8 protein-coding genes and 1 pseudogene are annotated in these 4,569 nt (G+C 51.2%); 3 read left to right on the top strand and 6 right to left on the bottom strand.

Going from position 1 to position 4,569, the window contains the following annotated elements; genetic code table 11:
• Positions 1 to 652, top strand: a pseudogene (locus QCH34_RS07295) (glutamine synthetase); the annotation flags it as partial.
• A 40-nt stretch (positions 653 to 692) separates the two neighbouring features.
• Here the strand turns inward: QCH34_RS07295 and QCH34_RS07290 are convergent.
• From QCH34_RS07290 to QCH34_RS07270, 5 genes are all read right to left on the bottom strand, one after another.
• Positions 693 to 1,274, bottom strand: a complete 582-nt coding sequence (locus QCH34_RS07290) for an SOS response-associated peptidase (RefSeq protein WP_300332319.1) — start codon at positions 1,272 to 1,274, stop codon at positions 693 to 695.
• Positions 1,275 to 1,358: 84 nt separating this feature from the next.
• Positions 1,359 to 2,024, bottom strand: a complete 666-nt coding sequence (locus QCH34_RS07285) for a peroxiredoxin (protein WP_300332317.1) — start codon at positions 2,022 to 2,024, stop codon at positions 1,359 to 1,361.
• Positions 2,025 to 2,030: 6 nt separating this feature from the next.
• A complete protein-coding gene (locus QCH34_RS07280; protein ID WP_300332315.1) occupies positions 2,031 to 2,384 on the bottom strand; it encodes a carboxymuconolactone decarboxylase family protein in 354 nt (117 codons plus the stop codon).
• 6 nt (positions 2,385 to 2,390) lie between these two features.
• Positions 2,391 to 2,516: a desulfoferrodoxin FeS4 iron-binding domain-containing protein gene (locus tag QCH34_RS07275; protein WP_292737317.1), complete on the bottom strand. Its 126-nt coding sequence runs from the start codon at positions 2,514 to 2,516 to the stop codon at positions 2,391 to 2,393.
• 62 nt (positions 2,517 to 2,578) lie between these two features.
• Complete coding sequence (locus tag QCH34_RS07270; RefSeq protein WP_300332312.1) at positions 2,579 to 2,821, bottom strand: hypothetical protein; 243 nt, start codon at positions 2,819 to 2,821, stop codon at positions 2,579 to 2,581.
• 123 nt (positions 2,822 to 2,944) lie between these two features.
• Between QCH34_RS07270 and QCH34_RS07265 the strand changes: the two genes are divergently transcribed.
• The gene (locus QCH34_RS07265; RefSeq protein WP_300332310.1) at positions 2,945 to 3,550 is read left to right on the top strand and encodes a flavodoxin family protein; all 606 of its coding nucleotides are present in this window, start codon (positions 2,945 to 2,947) and stop codon (positions 3,548 to 3,550) included.
• 8 nt (positions 3,551 to 3,558) lie between these two features.
• Here the strand turns inward: QCH34_RS07265 and radC are convergent, their stop codons facing one another.
• Positions 3,559 to 4,239, bottom strand: a complete 681-nt coding sequence (gene radC / locus QCH34_RS07260; protein WP_300332308.1) for a DNA repair protein RadC — start codon at positions 4,237 to 4,239, stop codon at positions 3,559 to 3,561.
• 87 nt (positions 4,240 to 4,326) lie between these two features.
• On the opposite strand from radC, the gene QCH34_RS07255 reads away from it, so the two are divergent.
• Positions 4,327 to 4,569: rubrerythrin family protein (locus QCH34_RS07255; protein WP_300332306.1), on the top strand; the 243-nt coding region annotated here is incomplete at its 3' end.

Genomic DNA, 4,569 nt, shown 5'->3' with positions numbered 1-4,569 from the left:
CGGAGAGAACGGGCTTTCGGACTTTGCAAAGAAGATGATTTCAGGCCTGCTTGAATGTTCGGATGCCCTGACCGCATTTGGCAATACCATCCCGACATCATACCTGCGCCTTGTGCCACACCAGGAGGCGCCAACCAATGTCTGCTGGGGAGATCGGAACCGATCCGTTGTTGTCCGTGTCCCGCTTGGCTGGATTGGTGACGGTAATATGATCCGTGATGCAAATCCCGACGCTCCACCTGCTGAGATAAAAAGGATGGGGAAACAGACGATTGAACTCAGGACGCCTGATGGTTCGGCCGATGTCTATAATATTGCAGCAGGGCTTGTTGTGGCATCGCTTTATGGTATCCGGATGCCTGATGCTCTTGAGAGGGCACGTGATCTCTATGTTGATGGCAATATCTTCGATCCAAAGAATGCTGAGAAACTGAAGTCACTGAAACAGCTTCCCGCATCCTGTGTCGAATCAGCGGATATCCTTGAAGCAAAAAGGGCTATATTCGAGGCAGATGGCATATTCCCTCCCGCTCTCATCGATTCAACTATCAATCAGCTCCGAAACTTCCAGGATAAAGGGCTGAGTGAGCGGATCTATGCGAAAGAGAAGGAGATAAGGGCAATCGTCGAGGAATTTATTCATATTATGTGAGAGTGCCAGTCGCTCTTTTTCTCTCCAATTTTATTTTTTCTCACCACCAGTCATGCTGCTCAGGACGCCGGATCAGGGAGGGTTCATCCGGGGCAGCGGGATTGTTGATCTCTCTTGATACCGGATATATCTCAATTTTCTCATCTGAGGGGGGAGGTGTCCTCCCCGTGAGCCATTCCCTCTCCCCGACCTCTGTCAGAACATAGGGCATTCTCGGATGAATGCTGCTCACCGGTTCGACTGCTGCTTTTGTCACGATACAGAACGCATCTCTTTCCCTGTCATAGATTCCTGCAAATGCAAGCAGCTCTCTCTCCGGGAATGAGATGTAATAGGGCTGCCTCCGGGCTCCTTCAGTCTTCCACTCAAAAAAGCCGCTTGCCGGGATGGTGCAGCGATCTTCTCTTCCCCAGGATTTTTCTTCCAGACCTTCGATCCGGGCATTAATCCGGCGCCCTCCGCCCCATCTTACGATCCCAAAGACCGCCTCTGTCAGGTGCTCATCCAACGTTATGATCGGAAGGCGCTGGCCGGGTGCTGCATTGTATCGTGGAGGAATTGTTGTTCCACCAAACCGCTCCCTGAGTATTCGGGTTCCGATGATGGTATAGCGTGAACACATCTCTGCTCCCCTCTCTTCATCTCTTTTCAACGGAGAGATCCATAATCAGGGGTTTTAAGGAAGGGTCTTTTTATAAAAAAGGAGTTAGATCTGTTTGAAACAGAGGTACCAGTCCTTGCATTCGTACCCTTCTTTGTCACGGATTTCTGCCTGTTCCACGGTCTTTGGCGCAGGAACAACAACTTTGTCGCCTGGCTGCCAGTTCGCGGGTGTCGCAACCCCGTGGGTATCGCTTGTCTGGAATGCCTTTAAGAGACGAACCAGTTCAGGGATATAGCGCCCGTTTGAGAGTGGGTAGTAGAGTATGCCCCGGATGATCATCTGGGGATCGATGTAGAAGACTGCACGGACAGCAGCGGTGGTACTCTGGCCCGGATGAACCATGCCAAAGAGCGATGCTACATTCATGTCAAGATCTGCAATGATCGGGAATGGAATTTTCACTCCCATCTTCTCTTTTACATTCCGGACCCATGCGAGATGGGAGTGGATGCTGTCGATGGAGAGGCCGACAAGCTGTGCATTTAATGCCTCAAATTCTGGATTTGCCTCGGAAAGTGCGATAAATTCTGTCGTGCAGACCGGGGTGAAGTCTGCGGGGTGCGAGAAGAGGACGACCCATTTCTTGTCTTTGAAGTCGGAGAGCTTCATCGGACCATGGGTTGTTATCGCCTCAAAATCAGGGGCCTCCTGGCCAATTGTGGGCATAGAAGGTCCACAGTCGCAGTACATATCCATATCATCACACATAGTCAGTCACTCCTTCATTATCTCTTCCATGGCACTTTTGCCATAGACATATGCGGGCATCCCGGAGAGCATGAACGTGACCCTGAGACCCTCTTCAATCTGCTCTTTGGTTACGCCAAGCTGTTTTGCACCGGCAAGCTGGGCCCGTACTGCATGCTCGTCCCTGAGGGCTGCTGCAATGGCGATGGCCAGTACTTTCTTCGTCTTTTTGTCAAGAGCACCGTCTGCCCAGATATGCTGGTCGAACTTCATGACCATCTCAAACATCTCGGGCTCCTTCTCCATCAGCCCACGGAAGAAGACCGGTACCTTCCCGATCTTCTCTTCGAGTGACTTGAGGTCATCTTTCTTTTTGCTCATACGAGATCACTCCTCAAGTTCCATTGGCTGGCCGCAGCAGATCAGCTCGCCACCGCCGGCCTCTTTGACCTCGACGACATTTCCGCAGATCTCACAGGTGAAGATCTGCCCTTCACTGGATACATTTACCATTGTTCATCACCTCATTCTTCTATCCAAAACCGCGGTTCCGGCTGCATTTAGGTATGCAGCACTCAGATCTTTGATCCACCACGTTTTGGAGGGTTGTTCACATCTTCAGCAGTCTTGATATCAGGCCTGATGTGGGTCATCGGGAAGCACTGGTACTCTGCACATTCGCAGGTCGGGCATTTCCTGAGATCCTCCTCGGCATGAGTCAGGGTCATCTCGGCACCGCAGTCAATGCATACGTACTTGCCGGGGTTTGCTTTTGTTCCTGCCTTTACAATTTCACAACGTTCTTCTGGATTTGACATTGGTGTTTCACCAAAATCTCAATGGGTGTTGACCCTATTTAACCATTGTGAAGGTACCGAATCTCCACTTTTCTGAGGCAATAAAGAACACTTTTATCTGTTCTGATTGCGAGAATCCTTCATATGGAATGCAATCTTGTGGCACTGCTTGGAAGCCCCAGAAGAGATGGGAATACCGCCATCCTTCTCAGGGAAGCGATCCGTGGAGCAGAGGAGGCCGGATGCACGGTCGAGCTTGTCTGGGTGCCCGGCCTTTCGATCAAGCCCTGCATGGAGATCTTTGTCTGCAAGGCAGAACCCCGGTGTGCGATTAAGGATGAGATGCAGAATTACTATGATCTGATCAGGGATGCAGACGGACTGATCGTTGCAACTCCTGTCATGACGATGGGTGTGCCTGGAGCCCTGAAGTCGTTTATTGACCGGTTCCAGGTCTTTTATATGGCAAAATATGAGCGGAAGGAACCGCTGATCACACCTGGTGAGCGGAAGGTGCGGAAGATGCTCCTCCTCTCGATTGCCGGGATGAATATTAAAAATCTCTTCTCAGGACTTCTCCAGACGATACATGCATTCGGTGAGATCATCGATTGTCCACTGTGGGACAGCCTGCTTCGGGATGATATGGATACGATAAAGGACCTCAACACGCGGCCGGAGCTTTTAAAAGAGGCATATGCAAAAGGGTATGCACTCGGCGAAGCTGTCCGCAGAGCAAAATCAGAATAAGCCCGCAATTAGAAATATCCTTCTCCATGGAGTGAGCAGAAGCCGTTCTCGGCAACGATGATATGATCGATCAGCCTGATCCCGAGAACCTCGCCTGCTTCTGCAAGCTTTTTAGTCACGGCAATATCATCAGAACTGGGTGTAACATTCCCTGAGGGATGGTTATGCATGATGATGATGGATGCGGCTCGATCCGTTATCGCATCTGCAAAGATCTCACGGGGATGGATCTGGCTCTGGTTTAAGATCCCTTTTGTTATTGTCCGTCTTTTGATCAATTCGTGCGCCCCGTTCAGGGTGATGCAGATGACATGCTCCTGCCGTTCCAACCTGATATCCTCGGCATAGGGGAGTGCGTCTTCGGGGGAGGTGATCTTCGGGCGGTATGTTCTCTCCTGCATCCGACGTGCCAGCTCAAATGCAGCCAGTATCTGGCATGCTTTTGCTTCGCCTACCCCTGGAATTGCGATGAGATCTTCACAGGTTACGGCCATGCCTTTTCTATCGAGGCACGTGCTAATCTCATCAGAGAGGGTGGTGACATCACGCCCCGCGATTCCCCGTCCGATGATCGCAGCAATCAGATCGCCATTTGAGAGGGTGGGCGCCCCACGCGTCCGGATCCGCTCACGTGGCCGATCTATCTCAGGTATCTCACGGATCAGGCGTGCCTCCGGCTGCACTTTCATGGTATTCTGGTTTATGGGTGGTTGTGGTTAAGGATGTCGTTCGGTTGAGCCAAAACATTTTTCCTGTTGAACTGCCATTGAACTGGTATGGCAACCGAACAGGATATTATGGAAGCATTCGCCGGCGAGTCACAGGCGAACCGAAAGTACGCAATTTTTGCAGAAAAAGCCCAGGAAGACGGGTTTTCAAATGTGGCAAAGCTCTTCCGTGCTGCATCGAAGGCAGAGGAGATCCATGCACGCAGGCTCCTCAGGATCGCAGGTCTGATCCAGTCGACCGCTGACAACCTGAAGGGAGGCATTGAGGGCGAAACCCATGAATTTACAACG

The sequence above is a fragment of the Methanocalculus sp. genome (genome assembly GCF_029762515.1).
Taxonomy (GTDB): domain Archaea; phylum Halobacteriota; class Methanomicrobia; order Methanomicrobiales; family Methanocorpusculaceae; genus Methanocalculus.
This window is presented reverse-complemented; position numbering and strand designations above follow the sequence as displayed.